General features: G+C 67.6%; 17 protein-coding genes. 12 read left to right on the forward strand and 5 right to left on the reverse strand.

Annotated features, from left to right (window positions below; genetic code table 11):
* Complete coding sequence (locus CEJ42_RS06505) at positions 1 to 294, forward strand: helix-turn-helix domain-containing protein (protein ID WP_129587682.1); 294 nt, start codon at positions 1 to 3, stop codon at positions 292 to 294.
* A gap of 179 nt (positions 295 to 473) precedes the next feature.
* On the opposite strand, the gene CEJ42_RS06510 is transcribed toward CEJ42_RS06505, so the two are convergent.
* Positions 474 to 1,913 carry an aminotransferase-like domain-containing protein gene (locus CEJ42_RS06510; protein WP_079214325.1) on the reverse strand — a complete coding sequence of 480 codons (1,440 nt, stop codon included), beginning with the start codon at positions 1,911 to 1,913 and terminating at the stop codon, positions 474 to 476.
* A gap of 77 nt (positions 1,914 to 1,990) precedes the next feature.
* Between CEJ42_RS06510 and CEJ42_RS06515 the strand changes: the two genes are divergently transcribed.
* The gene (locus tag CEJ42_RS06515; RefSeq protein ID WP_079214326.1) at positions 1,991 to 2,662 is read left to right on the forward strand and encodes a glutathione S-transferase; all 672 of its coding nucleotides are present in this window, start codon (positions 1,991 to 1,993) and stop codon (positions 2,660 to 2,662) included.
* A gap of 7 nt (positions 2,663 to 2,669) precedes the next feature.
* Here CEJ42_RS06515 and CEJ42_RS06520 read toward each other — a convergent pair whose 3' ends face one another.
* Together CEJ42_RS06520 and CEJ42_RS06525 are read right to left on the reverse strand one after the other, a co-directional pair.
* Positions 2,670 to 4,016 (reverse strand): ATP-binding protein, encoded by a 1,347-nt coding sequence (locus CEJ42_RS06520; RefSeq protein ID WP_243397800.1) that lies wholly within the window; start codon positions 4,014 to 4,016, stop codon positions 2,670 to 2,672.
* Positions 4,013 to 4,774, reverse strand: coding sequence for a response regulator (locus CEJ42_RS06525; RefSeq protein ID WP_079214327.1), 762 nt, complete (start codon positions 4,772 to 4,774; stop codon positions 4,013 to 4,015). Before CEJ42_RS06525 ends, CEJ42_RS06520 begins: the two co-directional genes overlap by 4 nt.
* A gap of 277 nt (positions 4,775 to 5,051) precedes the next feature.
* Between CEJ42_RS06525 and CEJ42_RS06530 the strand changes: the two genes are divergently transcribed.
* The 9 genes from CEJ42_RS06530 (at position 5,052) to CEJ42_RS06570 (ending at position 15,750) form a co-directional block, all read left to right on the forward strand.
* Entirely contained in the window at positions 5,052 to 7,118 is a 2,067-nt protein-coding gene (locus CEJ42_RS06530) for a TonB-dependent receptor domain-containing protein (protein ID WP_088750408.1), read from the forward strand.
* A gap of 89 nt (positions 7,119 to 7,207) precedes the next feature.
* On the forward strand, positions 7,208 to 8,176 hold the full coding sequence (locus tag CEJ42_RS06535; RefSeq protein WP_243397802.1) for an alpha/beta hydrolase: 969 nt from the start codon (positions 7,208 to 7,210) through the stop codon (positions 8,174 to 8,176).
* Between the two features lie 157 nt (positions 8,177 to 8,333).
* Positions 8,334 to 8,996: a PepSY-associated TM helix domain-containing protein gene (locus CEJ42_RS06540; protein WP_088750409.1), complete on the forward strand. Its 663-nt coding sequence runs from the start codon at positions 8,334 to 8,336 to the stop codon at positions 8,994 to 8,996.
* Between the two features lie 119 nt (positions 8,997 to 9,115).
* Positions 9,116 to 9,676 (forward strand): DUF2271 domain-containing protein, encoded by a 561-nt coding sequence (locus CEJ42_RS06545; protein ID WP_088750410.1) that lies wholly within the window; start codon positions 9,116 to 9,118, stop codon positions 9,674 to 9,676.
* A gap of 49 nt (positions 9,677 to 9,725) precedes the next feature.
* Positions 9,726 to 10,556 carry a DUF4198 domain-containing protein gene (locus tag CEJ42_RS06550; RefSeq protein ID WP_088750411.1) on the forward strand — a complete coding sequence of 277 codons (831 nt, stop codon included), beginning with the start codon at positions 9,726 to 9,728 and terminating at the stop codon, positions 10,554 to 10,556.
* A gap of 68 nt (positions 10,557 to 10,624) precedes the next feature.
* On the forward strand, positions 10,625 to 11,659 hold the full coding sequence (locus tag CEJ42_RS06555) for an FAD:protein FMN transferase (RefSeq protein ID WP_243397803.1): 1,035 nt from the start codon (positions 10,625 to 10,627) through the stop codon (positions 11,657 to 11,659).
* Positions 11,660 to 11,666: 7 nt separating this feature from the next.
* Positions 11,667 to 13,289: a sulfite reductase subunit alpha gene (locus CEJ42_RS06560; protein ID WP_243397804.1), complete on the forward strand. Its 1,623-nt coding sequence runs from the start codon at positions 11,667 to 11,669 to the stop codon at positions 13,287 to 13,289.
* A 101-nt stretch (positions 13,290 to 13,390) separates the two neighbouring features.
* Entirely contained in the window at positions 13,391 to 14,710 is a 1,320-nt protein-coding gene (paeA, locus tag CEJ42_RS06565; protein WP_088750412.1) for a polyamine export protein PaeA, read from the forward strand.
* 140 nt (positions 14,711 to 14,850) lie between these two features.
* Positions 14,851 to 15,750, forward strand: a complete 900-nt coding sequence (locus tag CEJ42_RS06570) for a DNA ligase (protein ID WP_088750413.1) — start codon at positions 14,851 to 14,853, stop codon at positions 15,748 to 15,750.
* Positions 15,751 to 16,002: 252 nt separating this feature from the next.
* Here CEJ42_RS06570 and CEJ42_RS06575 read toward each other — a convergent pair whose 3' ends face one another.
* Both CEJ42_RS06575 and CEJ42_RS06580 read right to left on the reverse strand, forming a co-directional pair.
* Positions 16,003 to 16,407 carry an NINE protein gene (locus CEJ42_RS06575; RefSeq protein ID WP_079214334.1) on the reverse strand — a complete coding sequence of 135 codons (405 nt, stop codon included), beginning with the start codon at positions 16,405 to 16,407 and terminating at the stop codon, positions 16,003 to 16,005.
* Between the two features lie 126 nt (positions 16,408 to 16,533).
* Positions 16,534 to 17,448: a DMT family transporter gene (locus CEJ42_RS06580; protein WP_079219024.1), complete on the reverse strand. Its 915-nt coding sequence runs from the start codon at positions 17,446 to 17,448 to the stop codon at positions 16,534 to 16,536.
* Between the two features lie 156 nt (positions 17,449 to 17,604).
* Between CEJ42_RS06580 and CEJ42_RS06585 the strand changes: the two genes are divergently transcribed.
* Positions 17,605 to 18,399: an AraC family transcriptional regulator gene (locus tag CEJ42_RS06585; protein WP_088750414.1), complete on the forward strand. Its 795-nt coding sequence runs from the start codon at positions 17,605 to 17,607 to the stop codon at positions 18,397 to 18,399.
* Positions 18,400 to 18,553: the final 154 nt, after the last annotated feature.

An 18,553-nucleotide genomic window follows, 5' to 3' on the forward strand; every position in this document is an offset into this window, starting at 1 on the left:
ATGATGGAGCCGGGCGACGTCCATCCGCTGCATCCTCCCGCCGACGGCGGCGAGGAGCCGGCGGGGCTGGGCCTGCCGCCCGAGGTCATGGCCATCATCAATGAACTGCAGGCCGACTTTGACCGCAGCGGCGGCGCACCGCTGTCGCTGGCGCGGCTATCCAAGCGCACGCAGTTGCGCATGAGCACGCTGCGGCGCTTTCTGTCCGCGCTGGAAGAGGCGGGCGTGGTGAAGGTTGAGTTGAACGAGGACGGCACGGGCAGCGTGCAATTGCTGTTGCCGCCGGCGGCTTGATACTTGATACGCAGGGCGCCGGTCGGGCATCTGCTGTCATCCTGACGGTGCTCAGGATGGGTGCTCCGGAGGATACGGAGCGACCATGAACGGCGTCAGGCGCAGCCGATTCGAACCGGCCTGCGCGGGGCGCGCCGCTGCAGGTCGATACCAGGGCACCATCCCGCCGCGCCCGATGTTCAGCTCGCCAATTCCTCCACCAGTTTCCCCACCAGCTTCAAGGCCTGCTCGATCTCGCGCGACCATGGATAGCTGTAGTTCAGCCGGATGAAATGTCCATACCGGTTGGTCGCCGCGAAGATGCGCCCCGGCGCCACCGTGATGCCCAGCGCCAGGCAGCGGCGATACAGCTCCATCGCGTCCACTGCCGACGGCAACTCCACCCACAGCACATAACCGCCTTGCGGCTCGGACACGCGCGTGCCTTCGGGGAAGAAGCGCAGCACGAAATGGCGCATCAGGTCGCGCTGCTGGGCGAAGGCCCGGCGCACGCGGCGCAGGTGGCGTTCGAAGCCGCCCTGCGTGAGGTACTCGGCGATGGCCCGCTGCGGGACGGTGGGCGTGGCCAGGGTATTGAGGAACTTGAGCTTTTCCACCTGCGCGCGGTAGCGGCCTGGCATGGCCCAGCCGATGCGATAGGCCGAGGTCAGACTCTTGGAGAACGAGGAGCAATGCAGCACCAGGCCTTCGCGGTCATAGTTCTTCAGCGACGACGGATGGGCGTTGCCGTAGTACAGCTCGCCGTAGACGGCGTTTTCGATCACCGGCATCTCATGCCGCTCGGCCAGGCGCACCAGCCTTTCCTTCTCGGCGTCGGGCATCTGGAACCCCAGCGGGTTCTGGAAGTTCGGCATCACCATGCAGGCCGCCACCGGCTGCGTCTTCATCATCTCTTCAAGCGCGCCGACGTCGATGCCGCGTTCCGGATCGGTGGGAATCTCCAGCGCCCGCATGCCCAGGCGTTCGATCGCGTGCAGCATGGCGTAGAAGGTCGGGGTCTCGACGGCGATGGTGTCGCCCGGCTTGGCCACCGCCTGCAGGCACAGGTTGATGGCTTCGGTGGCGCCCACGGTGATGACGATTTCCTCCGGGTCGACCTTCAGGCCGTTCTCCAGATAGCGCCGCGCGATCTGGCGCAGCAGGTCGGGGTGGCCCGGCGGCAGGTCGTCGAACACGCTGGACTGGCTGGCGTTGCGGGTGATCTTGCCGGCGTACTGCGCCACCCGCTGCGAGGGAAACAGCGCCGGATTGGGGTAGGGCGAGCCCAGCGGCACCGTGCCGTCCTGCTGGATGGTCTTCAGGGTGGCCAGCACCAGGCGGCTGACGTCGACCTCGGTGGATTGCTGCCAGGCCGGGTTGTCCTGCCGCGCGGTGCGCGGGGCGGGCTTCTCGGCCGGCTGCGCCTGTTCCCGCACGAAGTAGCCCGACTGCGGATGGCTCTCGATGATGCCGCGGCTTTCCAGCAGCTCGTAGGCGCGCACCACGGTGGTCACGCTGACCTTGTGCTGCTGGCTGGCGATGCGCACCGAGGCGATGCGCTCGCCCGGGCGCAGCACGCCGTCCCGGATCGAGGCGGCCAGCTGGTCGGCGAAGAGTTTGTACAGGGGCGTGACGGCCATGGGAATGTGCGGGGCTGGGGCGCAGCCATCGGGTGTTAGAGTTGTAGCCCCACATTCTACAAAAAAGGACGCCGGCCATGATCACCGTGCATCACCTGAACAATTCGCGCTCCCAGCGCGTGCTCTGGTTGCTGGAGGAGTTGGGCCTGGAATACGAGATCAGGTTCTACCAGCGCGACCCCAAGACGATGCTGGCGCCGAAGGAGCTGATGGCGGTGCATCCGCTGGGCAAGTCGCCGGTGATCACCGATGGTGAGACCACCGTCGCCGAGTCCGGCGCCATCGTCGAATACCTGCTGGAGCGCTACGGCGCCGCCAGCGGCCTGCTGCCGGCGGCGGGCACGCCGCAGCGCCTGCGCTACCGCTACTGGCTGCACTACGCCGAAGGCTCGGCCATGCCGCTGCTGTTGCTGCAACTGATCTTCGGCCGCCTGCCCAAGGCGGTGCCGGCGCTGATCCGGCCGGTGGCCAAGCTGATCGCGGGCGGCTTCCGGAGCCGCTTCATCGCGCCGCAGCTGGAGCGCCACCTGCGCTACATGGAACAGGAACTGGGCCGTGACGGCTGGTTCGCGGGCGGCACCTTCACCGCCGCCGACATCCAGATGAGTTTCCCGGTCGAGGGGTTGCGCTCGCGCGGCGGACTGGACGGCCGTTATCCCAACCTGCTGAAGTACCTGGAGGCGATCCACGCGCGCCCGGCCTATGGGCGCGCGCTGGAGCGCGGCGGCCCCTACGAGCTGCTGCGCTGAGGGGCTCTCAGGCCGGCAGGCAGATGACGGCGCGCAGCCCGGCCGGACGCTCCTGGCCGTCGCGGTTTTCCAGCGCCAGGCGGCCGCCGTGGGCCTCGACGCAGGAGCGCGCGATGGCCAGGCCCAGGCCGACGTTGCCGTTGCCCTGATCCTGGCCGCGGCTGCGGCTGCGGCTGCGCGAAGGATCCAGGCGCACGAAGGGCTTGAACACCTCCTGCAGCTTGTCGGCGGCGATGCCGGGGCCGTCGTCGTCCACCAGGATCTGCAGCGCGCCGCCGGCGCCGGTTGACAACGCCAGCCGGGCGCGCTGGCCGTAGCGCACCGCATTGTCGACCAGGTTGGACAGCGCGCGTTTGAGGTTCACCGGCCGGCAGCGATAGGGCAGGGCGCCGGCGGCGTCGCTGCGCAGCTGCACGTCGCGGCCCTGGGCCAATTGTTCTTCCACCACTTCGCGCAGCAGCGCCCGCAGGTCAATCTCGCGGGTGTCTTCGCTGCGGGCATCGTCGCGCGCGAAGCGCAGCGTCTCCTCCACCATCACGCGCATTTCTTCCAGCGTGCGGATCATGGCCGCCTTCAGCCGGGGATCGTCGACCAGTTCGGCGCGCAGGCGCAAGGAGGTGATCGGCGTGCGCAGGTCGTGGCTGATCGCGCCCAGCATGCGCGTGCGGTCTTCGACGAAGCGGCGCAGGCGCTCCTGCATCAGGTTGAAGGCGGTGGTCACCTCGCGCGCCTCGGCGGGGCCGGTCACCGGCAGCGGCTCCACCTGCTCGCCGCGGCTGACGCGCTCGGCCGCATGCGCCAATGCCTTGATGGGGCGCAGGATGCGACGCACGAACAGGAACACGATCACCAGCACCGGCAGCGTGCTGACCGGCACCGAAAAGCGCAGCGGCCGCATCCACGCCTGCGACATCACCGGCTGCTGCAGTGTGTTGATCCACAAGCCCGCCGGCGTGCGCAGCGCGATGCGCAGGTCGGCGTTGCGGGCGTCGTGGCGCAGCAGGCTGATGCGGATGGCGTCCGGCGGCAGCGCCAGCAATTTCTGCAGTTTGGCCGAGATGGCGTCCTGGTCGTAGCCCTGTTCGGATCCTTCGGTGATCTCGGCGCCGGGGCCGAGCGCGTAGGCGGCATTGCCGTCGCGCGCGGCTTCCAGCGCGCGGCGCGCTTGCGCTTCGGGCAGGCTGCCCAGGCGCCAGGCGACGGCGGCATGCTCGACCATCTGGTCGCGCGAGATCGAGTGGATGGTCTCGCCGTTGGTCAGCACCACCGACAGGCCGATGGCGTGCGCGGCCACCAGACCCAGCAGCAGCAGGCCGATCAGCTGGCCGGCCATGGTGCGCGGCCACAGCCTCATGATGCGGACGGTTCGGCGCTGACCTGGGCGGCGAACAGGTAGCCGTTGCCCCACACGGTCTTGAGCAGGTTGGGGTGGCGCGGATCGGGCTCGAGCTTCTTGCGCAGGCGGCTGACCTGGCTGTCGATGCTGCGGTCGAAGGCTTGCGCGTCGGCGCCGGCGGTGAGGTCCATCAGCTTGTCGCGCGAGAGCACGGTGTTGGGATGCTCCACCAGCGCGCGCAGCAGCCGGTATTCGACGCTGGAGAGCGTCACGGCCACGCCTTCGCGGTCGCGCAGTTCGCGGCGCTCCACATCCAGCGTCCATTCATCGAACACATAGCGGCGGATGCCGCCGTCGCCGCCGTCTTCCTGCGCCGAGCTTGTTGCCGGCACGGGCGGCGCGGCGCGCGTGAAGCGGCGCAGCACGGTCCGTATGCGCGCCACCAGCTCCTGCGGGTCGAAGGGTTTGACGACGTAGTCGTCGGCGCCGGTTTCCAGTCCGTTGACGCGGTCGGCGCAGGACGACATCGCGGTGAGCAGGATCACCGGCGTGCCGTATTGCTCGCCGATATGGCGACACAGCGAGAGGCCGTCCTCGCCCGGCATCATCACGTCCAGCACGGCCAGGTCGAACGCCTGCTTGTTGAGCAGGCGGCGCGCCTGGGCGGCGTTGAACGCCATGCTGACCTGCATGCCCTGGCGGCGCAGATAGGCCGACAGCGGTTCACAGATGTCGAGGTGGTCGTCGACCACGAGGATGTGGCGTTGCGGGTGCATGTTGTTGTTCCTTCCCTGGGTCCTTCGCGGTCGCGTCGGATCGCGTCGGTGGCTGGCGAAGGCGTTGGGCCGGCTGCCACACTTTGACAAACTTTTGCCAATTTTAAATGAATATAATTCTCATTTGCAAATTTCAGGAAAATTCTTTCCTGCTTCCAACCCAATACCGGCGCGGCTTTGCGGACGACGTTCTCGTCCCGTGGGGGTGCGCTTGCGCCGAAAAAACGGGCTGGCCGGCAGCGGGGATGATCACACCAACACGATGGGGAACAGCATCATGCAATCGAAACATCAACTCATGCCGACCCGCGCGGCGATCGCGGTCGCCGCCGCAATGGCCATGCTGGCCGGCGGCGTATGCGCGCAATCGACACAAGGCTTGAAGGAAGTGGTAGTGACCGCCACCGGCTTCGAACAGGCGGTGGCCGACGCGCCGGCCAGCATCACCGTGATCACGCCGGAGCAGTTGAAGAAGAAGCAATTCCGCGACCTGACCGACGCCTTGTCCGAAGTGGAAGGCGTGACCGTGACCGGCACCTCCAGCGAGAAGGACATCTTCATCCGCGGCATGCCCGGCGCCTACACGCTGATCCTGGTGGACGGCAAGCGCCAGAGCACGCGCGACGCCCGCACCAACGGCAACGCCGGTTTCGAGCAGAGCTACATTCCGCCGCTGGAGGCGATCGAGCGCATCGAAGTCGTGCGCGGCCCGATGTCTTCGCTCTACGGTTCCGATGCCATGGGCGGCGTGATCAACATCATCACCAAGAAGGTCGCGGCCAAATGGGGCGGCGCCGTCACCTTCGACACCACGCTGCAGCAGCACGACAACTCCGGCGACTCCTACCAGGGCCAGTTCTACGTCAACGGCCCGATCGCCACCGACGTGCTGGGCCTGCAGATGTGGGGCAAGGTCTACAAGCGCCAGGAAGACCGCATCCTCAACGGCAATACCAAGGCGCTGGATACCGACTTCACCGCGCGCCTGTCGCTCACGCCGAACAAGGACCACGACATCCTGGCCGAGATCGGCACCACCCAGGTGCGCCGCGACGGCTCCAACTACCATACGCTGGCCGCCGCCGCGACCACCGCCGACACCTACACCGAGAACCCGCGCGACCACATGTCGCTGTCGCACACCGGCCGCTACGGCTGGGCGACCTCGGACGTGTCGTTCTCTTATGAAAAGGCGCAGCGCAAGAGCTACACCGAAAGCCCGGTGGGCAGCGACCGCTATACCCAGGCCGCGCGCTCGCCCAAGATCGAGAACATGGTGCTGGACGGCAAGCTCTCCATGCCGCTGGGCTCGCACTGGCTGGTGATGGGCGGGCAATGGAACGAGGCCAAGCTGACCGACGTCAACCCGGGCGTGAGCTCGACCATCGTGCGCCAGTTCAAGATCGACCAGAAGGCGCTGTTCGTGGAAGACGAGTGGAAGCTGACCGACGCGCTGGCGCTGACCGGCGGCCTGCGCCTGGACAACCACGAGATCTACGGCAACCACTGGAGCCCTCGCCTGTACGCGGTGTGGCACGGCACCGACAACCTGACGATCAAGGGCGGCGTCTCGCGCGGCTTCCGCGCGCCCGAGATCCGCACCATCGCGCCGGGCTATGCCTACACCACCGGCGGCGCCGGTTGTACCGTGGGTCCCACCGGCACCTGCGGCGTGATCATCGGCGATCCCAACCTCAAGCCTGAAACCAGCACCAGCTGGGAACTGGGCGCGCTGTGGGACAACAAGGCCGGCCTGTCCGGCGGCGCCACGGTGTTCTACACCGACCTGAAGGACAAGGTCAGCAACGCCCTGGTCTACAACGCCGACGGCTCGATCGCGCGCTGGGCGGAGAACAGCAACTACCGCCTCTGGTACAGCTACAACGTCGACCGCGCCACCATCAAGGGCATCGAGCTGACCGGCCGCTGGCAGGCCACCGGCCGCCTGGCGCTGAAGTCGAACTACACCTATACCGACTCGCGCCAGAAGGGCGGCAACTATGACGGCTATGCGCTGGCGCGCACGCCCAAGCACATGTTCAACCTGCGCGCCGACTGGCAGCAGTCGGACGCCTGGACCCTGTGGGCGGCGATGAACTACCACGGCAAGGAAGTCAACGCCGCCGCCCGCGTGGGTACCGCCGGCACCACCATCTCGTCGTCGGGCGTGAAGGAGTACAAGGGCTATGCGCTGGCCGATATCGGCACCAGCTACAACATCAACAAGCTGACCTCGGTCAGCGCGGCGATCTACAACATCACCGACAAGCGCCTGGACGAGCAGAGCTTCAACACCGTCGGCGACGGCCGCCGCCTGTGGGTGAGCCTGACCCAGCGCTTCTGATGGCGCATCGCTGATCCGGCTCGCCTGAGCCGGCCCGGCGCCGCAGCAGTGGCGCCGAGCCTTGTCTTCCCTTTGCCGACGGAATGCCTGTGACCGACTTTTCCCTTCCGCGCCGTCGCCTGATGGCGGCGGCCGTGCTGTGCGCCGTGCTTGCCGCGCCGGCGCACGCCCAGCCCGATTTATCCCAGAAGCTCGGGCCGACCATCGCCGACACCGGTTCGGCCTTTTATCGCTTCGAACGTTTTTCGCTGCGCTCGGCCGACGGCGAACGCGGCTACCGGGTGAGCGTGGGTATCCCGCGCAGGCCGGCGCCCGCCGCCGGCTATCCCGCGATCTTCCTGCTCGACGGCAACGCCGCGCTGGCCGCCACCGACGAGCGACAGCTGCAGGCGCTGGACGGGGCGCAGCCGCCGGTGATCGTGGCCATCGGCTACGACACCGAGCTGCGCTTCGACGTCAAGGCGCGCGCCTACGACTACACGCCGCCGTTCCCGGCCGACAGGCCCGACGAAGAGGCCGCGCGCGGCCGCCAGGGCGGCGGGGCGGATGTGTTCCTGGACCTGATCGAACAGCGGATCATGCCGCGCGTGCGTACGCTGGCGCCGCTGGACGCCGCCCGCTTCTCGCTGTGGGGGCATTCCTACGGCGGCCTGTTCACGCTGCATACCTTGTTCACCCGCACGCGCCTGTTTTCCACTTACCTCGCCGCCAGCCCGTCGCTGTGGTGGCAACAGGGCGTGATCCTGGATGAGGAGAAGCGCTTCGACGCCGTACAGGCCAGGGCTGCCGGCGTGCGGGTGCGCGTGATGGCCGGCGACGCCGAGCGGCGCGAGCGCAGGCCGTCGGGCGACGCCGCGCCCGACCCGCGCGCGCAAGCCATGCTGGCCTCGCGCGCGGCGATGCCGCCGCAGGCGCTGCCCGACCTGGTCGAGCGCCTGAAAGGGCAGGGGCTGGACGCCTCGCTGCGCATGTTCGCCGGCATGGCGCACGGCCCGATGCTGCCGGCTTCGCTGGAGCCGGCGCTGCGCATCGCGGCCGGCCTGGCGCCGTATCCCTGATGGGCGAGGTGCTCGCAAAGCCGCCTGTGGAGCGGCTTTGTATCCTTATGTATCGCAAAGTAAAAGAGCCGGAGCGGCTGTGCTTTTCAGTCGCGGCAGAGCTATAATTGAGAATTATTATTATTTGTAGCGGGTGGCCGGGCGCCATCGCCACGCCATGAAGGACGTCAACACCGCCAGCCAACTTCCCGACCAGAAACGCCGCGCGTTCTGGCTCAAGCACCTGCACCAGTGGCACTGGATCAGCTCGGGCATCTGCCTGGTGGCGATGATGGCTTTCGCCGTGACCGGCTTCACGCTCAACCACGCCGCCCAGATCGAGGCCCGGCCGCAGGTCAGCCGGCTCGACGCGCAGCTGCCGCAGGAACTGCTCGGCCCGCTGCAAAAGCAGGCCGAAGCGGCCGACGGCAAGAGCGGGGTGAAGGACCCGTTGCCGGCGCCGCTGCGCGACTGGATCGCGCGGCGCATGTCGGTGACGGTGGGCGCGCAGGCGGCGGAATGGTCGGCCGACGAGGTCTATGTCTCGCTGCCGCGCCCGGGCGGCGACGCCTGGCTGCGGGTGGAACTGGAAGGCGGCAAGGTCGAGTACGAGAAGACCGACCGCGGCTGGATCTCCTACTTCAACGACCTGCACAAGGGACGCAACGCCGGCGCCGCATGGAGCTGGTTCATCGACGTGTTCGCGCTGGCCTGCCTGGTGTTCGCCATCACCGGCCTGTTCCTGCTGCAGATGCATGCGGGCAAGCGTCCGGCGACTTGGCCGCTGGTGGCGCTGGGACTGGTGGCGCCGCTGCTGCTGGCGATCCTGTTCATTCATTGACAGCGCCGGCGTGCCCGGCGGCGAGGCGACGGCCGGCAGCATACGGAATCAACAAGCATTCGTTTCGGCAGTTCGAATTTCCTCTTTTGTTTTGCATCTTCTTTAGCGAGGTCAGTCCCATGGCGCACAAGCACGTCCCGACGAGAACAACATCCGCATTGCAACCGACCGTCCTGGCCCTGGCCGCGGCGGCGCTGTTTGCCGCCGCCGCTCCCGCCGGCGCGGCCGACGCCAGCCTGAAGATCGAGCTGCCCACGCTCAACGTGGCCGAGTATCACCGCCCCTACGTGGCGGCCTGGATCGAGCGCGCCGACCAGAGCGTGGCGGCCAACCTGCTGGTCTGGTACGACCAGAAGAAGCGCGACAAGGAAGGCGAGAAGTGGCTCAAGGACCTGCGCCAATGGTGGCGCCGCGGCGGCCGCGAACTGCAGATGCCGGTCGACGGCGTCTCCGGCGCGACCCGCGCGGCAGGCGAGCAGAAGATCAACCTCGGCGCCGGCAAGTCGTCGCTGACGGGCCTGGCGGCGGGCGACTACGTGCTGATGGTGGAAGCCGCGCGCGAATCGGGCGGCCGCGAGCTGGTGAAGGTGCCGTTCCAGTGGCCGCCGAAGTCGGCCCAGACCGCCAAGGCGCAAGGCAGCAACGAGCTGGGCGCGGTGGCGCTGGAACTGAAGCCCTGACCGACCAGCGTTGTCCCCGCTTTCATTCCCATCATCCGTTGGAGCCAATATGAATTTTCCCCTCTCGCGCGGCATGCGCGCCTCCATGAAGGTCGCCGCCCTGGCCCTGGCAATCAGCCTGCCGCTGTCGGCCCATGCCCACCGCCAATGGCTGCTGCCGTCGGCCACCGTCTTTTCGGGCGCCAATTCCTGGGTGACCGTCGATGCCGCGGTGTCGACCAAGGTGTTCTATTTCGACGATTTTCCGCTGCGCCTGGACGGCCTGGCCGTGACCGGCCCGGACGGCAAGCCCGTCAAGGTGGAGAACGCCAACACCGGCAAACACCGCAGCAGCTTCGACCTGCAGCTGCCTGAAGCCGGCACCTACAAGCTCTCGGTGCTGACCAGCGCGGTCGTCGCCAGCTACAAGGTGGACGGCCAGCAGAAACGCTGGCGCGGCAGCGCCGAGGCGTTCGCCAAGGATGTGCCGGCCAATGCCGCCGACCTCAAGGTCAGCGAGATGAGCGGCCGCGTGGAAACCTTCGTGACCTCCGGCAAGCCGAACAAGACCGCGCTGGCCGCCAGCGGCGCCGGCCTGGAAATGGTGCCGGTGACCCATCCCAACGACCTGGTGGCCGATGAACCCGCGACCTTCCAGCTGCTGCTCGACGGCAAGCCGGCCGGCGACGTCGAGGTGACCATGGCGCCGGACGGCTCGCGCTATCGCGACACCACCGGCGAGTTCAAGGCGAAGACCGATGCCGACGGCAAGTTCAGCGTGAAGTGGCCGGGCCCGGGCATTTACTGGCTGGGCGCCTCCACCGAGGACAAGAAGACCACGCTGCCGCAAGCCTCGCAACGCCGGGCCTCCTACGTGGCCACCGTGGAAGTGCTGCCATAAGCGCAGCGCAAAGAGTCTCACAGGCACCCGCGCAACCGGGTGCCGTTTTTGTTTCTGATGCCGCACCAATGCCGATGCCCGATTCGCCGCCAACCCGCGTCCTGATCCCCCTGCACATGGCGCAGCCGCCGTCTGCGCCGCCCGGGGCGGTGTCGCATCGTCTCGGCGGCCCCACCATGGGCACGTCCTGGAGTGTGCTGGCGATCGCGCCGGCGACGTTGCCGCCGACGGCCATCGAGGCGGCGGTGCAGGCGCGGCTGGACGGCGTGATCCGCGAGATGAGCACCTGGCAGGCCGACTCCGACCTGTCACGCTACAACGACGCGCCGGCCGGCAGCTGGCATGCGTGCGCGCCAGGCTTCATGGCGGTGCTGGACGCCGCGCTGACCATGGCGGCCGACAGCGACGGCGCCTTCGATCCCAGCGTCGGTCCGCTGGTCAACCTGTGGGGTTTCGGCCCGCACGGTGGGCGCGCCGGCGAGATGCCGCCGCAGCAGGCGCTGGACCAGGCGCGCAGCCGTTGCGGCTGGCAGCGCATCGAGGTCGACCGTGCGGCGCGCCGGGTACGCCAGCCGGGCGGGGCGTATCTCGATTTTTCCGGCATCGCCAAAGGCTATGCGGTCGACCAGGTGGCGCAGGCCTTGCGCGAGCTGGGTTGCGTATCGTGGCTGGCCGAGGTCGGCGGCGAGTTGTCCGGTTACGGCGCCAAGCCCGATGGCCAGCCCTGGTGGGTGGCGCTGGAACGGCCGCCCGGCGACGACGGCGCGCACGCTACGCTGGTGGCGCTGCACGGACTGGCGATCGCCACCTCGGGCGACTATCGCCGCTACTTCGAACGCGACGGCCGCCGCTACGCCCACACCATCGATCCGCGCAGCGGCCGGCCGGTGCGCCACGACCTGGCGCAGGTGACGGTGCTGCACCCGCAATGCATGGTGGCCGATGCGCTGGCCACGGTGCTGACGGTGCTGGGCGAGCAGGAGGGCATGGCCTTCGCGCGCGAGCGCAACATCGCCGCGCTGTTCGTCCGCGGCGCCCTGCAAGCCGGGCGCCGCCGGTTCGTCGAGAGCATGACGCCGGCGTTTGCCGCCATGTTGGACTGAGGTCGACATGGGCAAGCTGATCTTTGCGAACAAGCTGCGCGCGGCGGCCATGCCGGCGGCCGCGATCCTGGCGACCTGGGCCGCCGCGCGCGCGCACCTGACCGACAGCGAACACGGGCGCTGGCTGCTGGCGGCGCTGGTCGCGCTGGCCTACCTGGTGTTTTGCGTGACCACTGCGCTGAAGCACCGGCGGCTGCAGCGCGAGCAGGAGCAGCGCTGGGCGGCGGACACCGGCGCGGCGACCGTCGAGGCCGGCCGGCCCGCGGTGCTGGTGGTGTTTGCCAGCCAGACCGGCTTTGCCGAACAGCTTGCGCTGCAGTCGGCGCAGAGCCTGCGCCGGGGCGGGATGGCGGTGCGCATCCTGCCGCTGGCGCGCGTGACCGAGGCTGACCTGGCCGACGCGCGCCAGGCCTTGTTCATCGCCAGCACCAGCGGCGAAGGCGATGCGCCGGATGGCGCGGCTGCGTTCGCGCGACGCATGGCGGCCGATGCGGCGGCTTCGTTGTCCGGGCTGCGCTACGGCATGCTGGCGCTGGGCGACCGCAGCTATGCGCAATACTGCGCCTTCGGCCATGCGCTGGACGGCTGGTTGCAGCGTCGCCACGCGCAGCCGCTGTTCGACCTGATCGAGGTGGACAACGGCGACGAGGGCGCCTTGCGTCATTGGCAACACCAGTTGGGCGTGCTCAGCGGCCACACCGATGACGCCGACTGGAGCGCCCCCAGCTATGGCCGCTGGCGGCTGGCGCGACGCGTGCTGCTCAATGCCGGCAGCGCCGGCGATCCGGCGTTCCACCTGGCGCTCACGCCGCTGGACCTGCCCGCGCCGACATGGCAGGCCGGCGACATCGCCGAGATCGGACCGCGCAACGATGCCGGGGAAGTCAGGCGCTTCATGCAGGCGCTGTCGCTGGAGGACGAGGCGCTGGCGGCGACATTGCAAGCGCGCCTGCTGCCGTCGGCGCCATCCGATATCGCGGCCCTGCGCGCACTACCGACGGACGAATTGCTGGCGCGCCTGAAACCCTTGCCGCACCGCGAATACTCCATTGCCTCGCTGCCGCAGGACGGTTCGCTCGACCTGCTGGTACGGCGCATGACGCAGGCCGACGGCCGCCCCGGCATCGGCTCGGGCTGGCTGACGCTGCACGCGCCGGAAGGCGGCGAGCTCGCGCTGCGCGTGCGCAGCAACAGCGGCTTCCATGCGCCGCATGATCCGCGCCCCATGATCCTGATCGGCAACGGCACCGGCCTGGCCGGCCTGCGCGCCCACCTGCGCGCGCGGGCGGCGGCCGGGCATCGTCGCAACTGGCTGGTGTTCGGCGAGCGTTCGCGCGCGCATGATTTCTTCCACCGCGACGAGATCCAGGCCTGGCAGGCCCAGGGCGTGCTGGAGCGGCTGGACCTGGCGTTCTCGCGCGACCAGGCGCAGCGCGTCTACGTGCAGGACAAGCTGCGCGAGGCCGCCGATGACCTGCGCGCGTGGGTCGGGCAGGGCGCCGCCCTCTACGTCTGCGGCAGCCTGCAGGGCATGGCGGCAGGCGTGGCCGATGCGCTGCGCGAGGTGCTGGGCGAAGACATGCTGATCGCGCTGGCCGAGCAGGGACGCTACCGCCGCGATGTCTACTGATCGACGATTGCGCGGATTTGCAGGCCGTTCTTGTCGCTGATTTGCGTTTTCTCCCCGTTGCGCGAGAAAATAGGGCATCAAATCAAAGAGATAAGAACAAAATGAGCATATTTACCAGCCTGTTGCTGATCCTGTTGCTGGTCGTGGTCAGCGCTTTCCTTTCCTGCGCCGAGATTTCCATTGCCGCCTCGCGCAAGATCCGCCTCGAGATGATGTCCAAGGAGGGCGACGGCAACGCCGACCGCGTGCTGTCGCTGCAAGCCCAGCCCGGCAACTTCTTCACGGTGGTGCAGATCGGCCTGAACGCGGTCGCCATTCTCGGCGGCGTGGTGGGCGAGCCGGCCCTGACGCCGCACATGCGCGAGCTTATTTCGCCGTTCTACCAGGGGCCGTGGCTGGAGAACATCAGCTTCGCCATGTCCTTCATGGTGGTGACGTCCTTCTTCATCCTGTTCGCCGACCTGATGCCCAAGCGGCTGGCCATGGTCGCGCCCGAGCGCGCGGCGGTGGTGCTGGTCAAGCCCATGCTGCTGCTGGAAACGCTGTTCAGGCCGCTGGTGTGGTTCTTCAACAATCTGTCGAAGTGGATCTTCACGCTGTTCGGCCTGCCGCAGGTGCGCCAGGAGGTGATGACGCCCAACGAGATCCACGCCATCGTCGACGCCGGCGCCCAGGCCGGCGTGCTGCTGACGCAGGAGCATCACCTGATCGAAAACGTGTTCGAGCTGGAAAGCCGCTACGTGCCGTCGGCCATGACGCCGCGCGACAGCATCGTCTATTTCCTGCTCAACGACGGCGAAGAGACCATCCGCCAGAAGATCATCGACCATCCGCATTCGCGCTTTCTGGTGTGCGACGGCCACATCGACGCCGTGCTGGGCTACATCGACAGCAAGGACGTGTTGAAGCGCCTGCTCAAGGGCGAGCAGTTCTCGCTGGCCGACAAGGGCCTGGTGCACAGCCCGCTGTCGATTCCCGACAGCCTGAACCTGTGGGAAGTGCTGGAGCGCATGAAGGCGATGGACGAGGACCTGGCCATCGTGGTCAACGAATATGCGCTGGTGGTGGGCATCATCAGCATCACCGACGTCACCAGCGTGCTGATGGGCAACCTGCTGGCGATGGCCGAGGAGGAGCAGCAGATCGTCCGGCGCGACGAGAACTCGTGGCTGATGGATGGCCTGACGCCCTTGAACGACGTGATGAACGAGCTCGACATCGAGGAGTATCCGAACCCCGTGGGTTACGAGACCCTGGCCGGCTTCATCATGTACATGCTGCGCAAGATCCCGAAGAAAACCGACTTTGTGCTCTTTTCCGATTTCAAGTTCGAGGTGGTCGACATCGAGGGCAATAGAATCAACCAGCTGCTGGTGACCCGCTTCAAGCAGGACAAGGGCGAATCGGCGGTCGTCAAGTAGCATCGCGGAAAAGGCCGGCAATCACCGACCGGCCGGCGACAAGACAAAGCCACACAGAACAAGACAACACAAGGCGGGAGCGCGCAGCCCGGTGCGGCGCGGCTTCAGGGCGGGAACCCCGATGCTTCACGGAGCCCCGCATGGATATCTCCCGCAATTTTCCCTTCTTCGATTTTCCCTCGCGACGCCGCGGCCATGACGCCGGCAGGCGCGCCTGGCTGCGCCTGCTGCCGGTGGCCGCATTGTTTCCCGGCGCGCTGGCTGTCGCCGGCAAGCCGCCGCTGATGCTGGCCAATTCCTACCGCGAAGGCGTGCTGCTGCAGGACTACTGGGTCAGCGAAAAATACGACGGCATCCGCGCCTTCTGGGACGGCGCCCGGCTGCTCACGCGCGGCGGCGAGGTGATCCAGGCGCCGTCATGGTTCGTGCGCGGCTGGCCGGCGCAGGCCATGGACGGTGAGCTGTGGGGCGGCCGCGGCCGTTTCGAAGAGACGGTGTCCACCGTGCGCCAGCAGACGCCCGATGAGGCGGCATGGCGCGCGATCAGCTTCATGGTGTTCGACCTGCCGCGCGAACCGGGCAGCTTCGACCGGCGCCTGGCGGCGCTGGGGCCGCTGGTGGCGTCGCTGCGCCAGCCGTGGGTCGAGGCGGTGCGCCAGCGCAAGGTGGCCAGCCATCAGGCCCTGCAGCAGCTCCTGGAAGACGTGGAGCATCAGGGCGGCGAAGGACTGGTGCTGCATCGGGGCGCATCGCTCTACAAGCCTGAACGCAACGACGACCTGCTCAAGTTCAAGTCCATGGAAGACGCCGAGGCCCGGGTGGTCGACTACCTGGCCGGCAAGGGCAAGTACCAGGGCATGGTCGGCGCGCTGGTGGTGGAGACGCCGCAGGGCCTGCGCTTCAGCATCGGCAGCGGCCTGTCCGACGCCCAGCGCCGCGATCCGCCGCCGGTCGGCAGTATCGTCACTTATCGCTACCGTGGCCTGCATGGCAGCGGCAAGCCGCGCTTTGCCGCCTTGCTGCGGCAGCGGAACGAATAGAGGGGCAGATCAAATACTCGTTAAAAACGGAATTATTTTGAGACTTTTCTTATGTCCAAACGAGGGGGCGGCAAGCATACTTGCATCGGTCGCCTGCTTTTGAGCTGGAAACACTCGTGGGGGAAGCCGGCGACTGAAGTACGTTGTTAATGGAGTGGGGAGCCCGCATCCGCAAGGATGCGGGCTTTTTTTTTCGCTTGTTTTCGCGTCCGGTTTTTGCGTTTGTTCTTTGCGCCCGTTTGCGGCGCGGCCTCAGGCCGGTTTCCGGTCGCCGAAATTGCGTTCCGAGATCTGCGAGTTCAGCGTCCAGAAGTCGTACAGCACGCCCAGCAGGAACACGCCGCCGGTGAGCAGGTACAGGATGCCGGTGAGCCATTTGCCGATGTACATGCGATGCGCGCCGAAGAGGCCGAGGAAGGTCAGCAGCAGCCAGGCCACCGAGTAATTGCTGTCGCCGCCGACGAAGCGCCGGTCGGCGTCGCGGTCCATCGAGGGGATCAGGAACAGGTCGACGATCCAGCCTATGCCCAGCAGGCCGAAGGTGAAGAACCAGATCGTGCCCGTCACCGGACGGCCGTAGTAGAAGCGGTGCGCACCTGTGAATCCGAAGATCCAGAGCAGGTAGCCCAGGGTTTTGCTGTGGGTATCGTTGGTCATCCAGGCTCCATATGTGATGTGTGTGTTTTGGCGGGCAGGCCTTGCATTGTAGTGCCTGCCCGGAAGCGCCGGCATCGCGCGATGCCGTGACACGTTCTAGAGCCGGGATTGCGCGCTTGGTTCCTGTCAGGCGCGGTTGGCCGGCAGGCGGCGCGCGCCCAGCAGCGGCTTTTGCACCATCTGCGTGAGCAGCACGCCCACCAGGCTCACGCCGCCGCCGATCAGGTGGTAGGCGTGCATCTCCTCATGCAGCCAGAGGATGGCCAGGCCCGCCGTCATCACCGGCAGCAGGTTGATGAAGATGCTGCAGCGGCTGGGGCCGAGGCGCTTGACGCCCTCGATCCACAGGTAGGACAGCAGGATAGACGAGCCGATGCCGGAGTAGCCGATCAGCGGCAGCGTGCGCGCATCCAGCGCCGCCGTGCCCGGCGCCAGCAGCAGGAACTGCGGCAGCATGAACACCAGGCCGGCGATGGCCTGCACGTAGATCGCCTGCCAGGCCGGCACCGTCAGCTTCCAGTGCCTGAGCAGCACGCCGTAGAGGGAGTACGACAGCGCGGCCAGCAGCATCAGCGCGTCGCCGATATGCACGCCGCCGCGCAGCGCCTGCGAGATGTCGCCCTGGCCGACCAGATAGAGCAGGCCGAGAAAGGACAGCACGCCGCCGCCGGCCATGCCCAGCGTCACCGCCTCGCCCAGGACCAGCACCGACAGCAGGGCGGTCAGCAGCGGGATCAGCGCGGTGACGATGGCCATGTTGGTGGCCGTGGTGCTCTCCGCGGCGCGGTAGGACAGGCTCTGGAAGAAGGCCATCGCCAGCAGGCCCGACAGGGCGAGCTTCCACCAGTGGCGGCGGATCAGGGCGCGGTTGTTCCACAGCGGCTTGAGCACGAAGGGGCTCATCAGCACCAGCAGCAGGATCAGGCGGTAAAAGGTGATCGCCACCGGCGAGATGGCCGAGGCGGCCAGTTTGGAGACGATCACGTTGCCGGCCCACAGCACGATGGCGAGGAAGGGATAGAGATAGGAGGTCAATGGCATGGCGGTCAATGAAAAAGAACGATGGATGAAGTGCCGGATGCGGCAGGATGCCGCCCGACCAGTGTCATCCTGCCCGGCTTTGATGAGTCGTTCGCGTGCTAAGATGCCGGTTCTTGTCTCAAAAGTGACATATCCCGGCGCAAACGCCAACATCGCGTGGACAACGACGACCATTACCAGGACCTGATCGCCGCCAACGCCCCCTGCGGCGCGCTGGCGATCGACTATCCGCACGGCCATGTGATCGCGCCGCACCGCCATCCGCATGCCCAGCTGCTGTATGCGATCGAAGGCGTGCTGTGCGTGGAGACCGCCGACGGGCGCTGGGTGGTGCCACCGACCCGCGGCGTGTGGCTGCAGCCGGAGGTGGAGCACCAGGTGCGCATGCGCGGCGACGTCAAGATGCGCACCGTCTTCATCAACACGCCGGAGCTGCCCAACCTGCCGCAACAGAGCTGCGTGCTGGATATTCCGCCGCTGCTGCGCGAGCTGATCGTCTCGGCCGTCGGCCTGGGGCTGGGCGCGCAGCTGGCGCCCGATTCGCGCGCCTGGCACCTGCTGCGGCTGCTGGTGCTGGAGCTGCGCACGGTGCCGGTGCTGCCGCTGTACCTGCCGCTGCCGGCCGATGCCGGCCTGCGGGCGATCTGCGAAGACCTGATGCGCGAGCCCGACCAACTGGTCACGGTGGAGCAACTGGCGGCCCGGCTGGACATCGCCACCCGCACCTTCCACCGGCGTTTCCTGTCCGGCACCGGCATGCGCTTCGGCCACTGGCGCCAGCAGGCGCGGCTGCTGCTGGCGCTGGAGCAGCTGGCGCGCGGCGACAAGGTGATCGACGTCGCGCTGGCCCACGGCTACACCAGCCAGAGCGCCTTCGCGGCGATGTTTCGCAAGCATTTCGGCAGCGTGCCCAGCCGCTTCTTCAGCAACGGCAGCCTTCCCGGCCACTGAGAGCGGGCGATGCGCGCACGCCACGCTGTGTGCGCCAAACGGCCGGGCTTCCCGCAAGGAAACGCCAGCTGGTGTAAACTGTCGGCTTGTCGGAGGCGCAGAACCTCCGCTTCATCCACTTCCACTACGTTGCAATCGTGCGACCTTCGCTGCT

The organism is Herbaspirillum robiniae (assembly GCF_002213415.1).
In the GTDB taxonomy this organism is placed as follows: Bacteria; Pseudomonadota; Gammaproteobacteria; order Burkholderiales; family Burkholderiaceae_D; genus Herbaspirillum; species Herbaspirillum robiniae.

Coding starts and splice junctions, on each gene's coding strand:
- CEJ42_RS06505 (WP_129587682.1), top strand. CDS start 1: ATGATGGAGCCGGGCGACGTCCATCCGCTGCATCCTCCCGCCGACGGC.
- CEJ42_RS06510 (WP_079214325.1), bottom strand. CDS start 1,913: ATGGCCGTCACGCCCCTGTACAAACTCTTCGCCGACCAGCTGGCCGCC.
- CEJ42_RS06515 (WP_079214326.1), top strand. CDS start 1,991: ATGATCACCGTGCATCACCTGAACAATTCGCGCTCCCAGCGCGTGCTC.
- CEJ42_RS06520 (WP_243397800.1), bottom strand. CDS start 4,016: ATGAGGCTGTGGCCGCGCACCATGGCCGGCCAGCTGATCGGCCTGCTG.
- CEJ42_RS06525 (WP_079214327.1), bottom strand. CDS start 4,774: ATGCACCCGCAACGCCACATCCTCGTGGTCGACGACCACCTCGACATC.
- CEJ42_RS06530 (WP_088750408.1), top strand. CDS start 5,052: ATGCAATCGAAACATCAACTCATGCCGACCCGCGCGGCGATCGCGGTC.
- CEJ42_RS06540 (WP_088750409.1), top strand. CDS start 8,334: ATGAAGGACGTCAACACCGCCAGCCAACTTCCCGACCAGAAACGCCGC.
- CEJ42_RS06545 (WP_088750410.1), top strand. CDS start 9,116: ATGGCGCACAAGCACGTCCCGACGAGAACAACATCCGCATTGCAACCG.
- CEJ42_RS06550 (WP_088750411.1), top strand. CDS start 9,726: ATGAATTTTCCCCTCTCGCGCGGCATGCGCGCCTCCATGAAGGTCGCC.
- CEJ42_RS06555 (WP_243397803.1), top strand. CDS start 10,625: ATGCCGATGCCCGATTCGCCGCCAACCCGCGTCCTGATCCCCCTGCAC.
- CEJ42_RS06560 (WP_243397804.1), top strand. CDS start 11,667: ATGGGCAAGCTGATCTTTGCGAACAAGCTGCGCGCGGCGGCCATGCCG.
- paeA (WP_088750412.1), top strand. CDS start 13,391: ATGAGCATATTTACCAGCCTGTTGCTGATCCTGTTGCTGGTCGTGGTC.
- CEJ42_RS06570 (WP_088750413.1), top strand. CDS start 14,851: ATGGATATCTCCCGCAATTTTCCCTTCTTCGATTTTCCCTCGCGACGC.
- CEJ42_RS06575 (WP_079214334.1), bottom strand. CDS start 16,407: ATGACCAACGATACCCACAGCAAAACCCTGGGCTACCTGCTCTGGATC.
- CEJ42_RS06580 (WP_079219024.1), bottom strand. CDS start 17,448: ATGCCATTGACCTCCTATCTCTATCCCTTCCTCGCCATCGTGCTGTGG.